We start from the raw sequence: 2,293 nt of genomic DNA on the forward strand, positions 1-2,293 counted from the left end.
AATCTCATTGAGTCTTCTCCTGTTTTGGTTTGGTTGCCTAAAGCTTAGCGATTCGTCGCTAAGCTGGGAGAAGGCTCAATAAGTATCAAGTGCTTCAACAAGGACAAATACTGGTTGGCTTTTGTCACTGCGTTCCAAAATTTTAGCCAAACACCATTTGCCCGTTAACTGGGCGTTATGTGCCAAGGAGTAAACATTCGAGAATGAGTTTAAATAGTAAGCTTATTGAGTTCCGAAAAAAGATAAGAGCCAACCGAAAACAAGTTATTGATTCGATCATTGAAGACCACTCAACAAATATATGTGTCTTTTGTGGTGAATCGAATAACTTAACAAGAGAGCATGTGATTCCTCAGTGGGTTTATGATCGTTGTACAAGAAGAACTTTCATTACTACAACAAACAATAATGCTCAGACTTACAATAGAACCACAGTTCCAGCCTGTCGTGACTGCAACAATAATATTCTTGGTGAATTGGAAAGGCACCTTAAGCACAAATTTGAAGAAATAGATCTACGTAATAACTATTTCTCCGATGATGATATAGACAAAATTATTCTCTGGCTTGAAACACTTGAATACAAATTTCATGTTCTTGACCTGAGAAGAAATTTAAATAGAGTTCAAGGCTCTGACTATATTCCATATATTGGGCAAATGCCTATCGCAATGTTTCAAGGTCCGATGGATCAGAGTCCATCAAAAGTGTTCTCTAATTTACGAAACGCTTTGAAAACACTGAGCGTAAAATCAAAGAACTCAAGACATAATTCATTGTGCATATTACACACAACGAATCCTGATTTTCACTTTTTTCACTCAACAAACAATTTCATTTTTATTGAGCTTGCACAATATAATGTTGCATTCTTCTATTTCTACAAACAAGAATTTGCTACAGCCAACGAAGCATCTGATCAAGCACAAGAAATTGTAAGAACTGAGTACGCATCAACAGGCACATAACCAGCAAATCCAGGTGACGCCTATGGCGCACCTGATTTGGGCGTTATGTTTTACGTCTAGGTAAAAGGGAATTTTAACTTCATGAAATTATTATGGCTTTTAGTCATTGCCTTGCTATTCCTTGTAACAGCAGTCTATATGCTTTTAACCCATAAAATTATCAAGATACTAAAATCTGAATATCCCACAGTACACAAAGAACTAGGAAATGTTTCTTTAGTAACAAACAACACTGTTTCAAACTCGCTTAAATTTTGTAGTTTTTTATTGAAATCTCATTATAAAAAATTAAACAATAGCACACTAAATGATGCAGCAGACACAGCAAGAATTTTACTAATTATCGGTTTTCTGCTATCAGGTATATCCTTTCTTCTGCCATTAGCTGTTGCTTATATGTAAAACATAACAAGCGCTTCAACAGGACAAATACTCGTTGGCTTTTGTCGCTGCGCTCCATATTTTAGCCAACAAATATTTGCCTGTTAAGACGGGCGTTAACTTCCTTTCTATAAATTTAAACGGAATAGTTATGAATAAGGTTTTACATGCAGTCGCTGGTATCTTTTTACCTACAATTATTGGTGTGCTTGTAGCTGGATTACTCACCGACATGAGTAGTCTTTCAGAAAGCTTTAAGGCATACGGGTTTATTTGCCTTCCAATAGCTGCAGCCTCTTTTTTCGCAGGAAGGAATGCATATAAACGCAACAATGGTAATAGCTAAATAGAAGTTAACAAGGCATTCAACAGGACGCAAAATCGTTGGCTTTGCTCCTGCGTCGCAAATTATAGCCAACAATTTTCCGCCCGTTAATGCGGCGTTAGCCATACAAAGAAGTATCAAGGTATGTTGTCAAAATTAAAGAGTTTTATTTGGAATTTCAGCGCTGTCTGTTTCCTATTATTTATGGGCGTTGCCGCTATAAATTACGTTTTGGATTATTTCGAGGTCAATTTAATCCCAGATTTTTGTGAGCAAGAAAACATCTCTAAAGTTGTTTCACCTGATGGTACAAAAGTAGCAAAGCTAGGTTACATCAATTGTGGTGCAACCACAGATTATGAAACTGGTGTTCATATTGTAAATTTAAAAACGGGAGTAACGTATCGAGGGGTATTAGGCGTTAGAGGTTTACACAAAAATATCAAAGTAAAATGGGCATCTGATAAACATTTAGTTTTCTCCAACTTCCCTTTAAATAAGCTAACTTACTTTAATCAAGATAACTTTTCAGGGGTGTACTTTGAAATTGAGTCAAGTATGGCTAACACATATGAGCCCCCTGCTAGTCAATAGGCACTAAAAATCTTTCTGACTTCGA

At 36.3% G+C, this 2,293-nt stretch carries 4 protein-coding genes; all 4 read left to right on the top strand.

Going from position 1 to position 2,293, the window contains the following annotated elements:
* Positions 1–203 precede the first annotated feature (203 nt).
* The 4 genes from AC1EU0_RS19110 (at position 204) to AC1EU0_RS19125 (ending at position 2,268) form a co-directional block, all read left to right on the top strand.
* Positions 204–968: a hypothetical protein gene (locus AC1EU0_RS19110; RefSeq protein WP_480304365.1), complete on the top strand. Its 765-nt coding sequence runs from the start codon at positions 204–206 to the stop codon at positions 966–968.
* A gap of 81 nt (positions 969–1,049) precedes the next feature.
* Positions 1,050–1,370 (top strand): hypothetical protein, encoded by a 321-nt coding sequence (locus tag AC1EU0_RS19115; protein ID WP_480304366.1) that lies wholly within the window; start codon positions 1,050–1,052, stop codon positions 1,368–1,370.
* A 34-nt stretch (positions 1,371–1,404) separates the two neighbouring features.
* Positions 1,405–1,695 (top strand): hypothetical protein, encoded by a 291-nt coding sequence (locus AC1EU0_RS19120; protein ID WP_480304367.1) that lies wholly within the window; start codon positions 1,405–1,407, stop codon positions 1,693–1,695.
* A gap of 123 nt (positions 1,696–1,818) precedes the next feature.
* On the top strand, positions 1,819–2,268 hold the full coding sequence (locus AC1EU0_RS19125; protein ID WP_480304368.1) for a DUF5412 family protein: 450 nt from the start codon (positions 1,819–1,821) through the stop codon (positions 2,266–2,268).
* The last annotated feature ends 25 nt before the right edge of the window (positions 2,269–2,293 follow it).

It is taken from the genome of Parashewanella sp. 2210YD4-3, assembly GCF_056591735.1.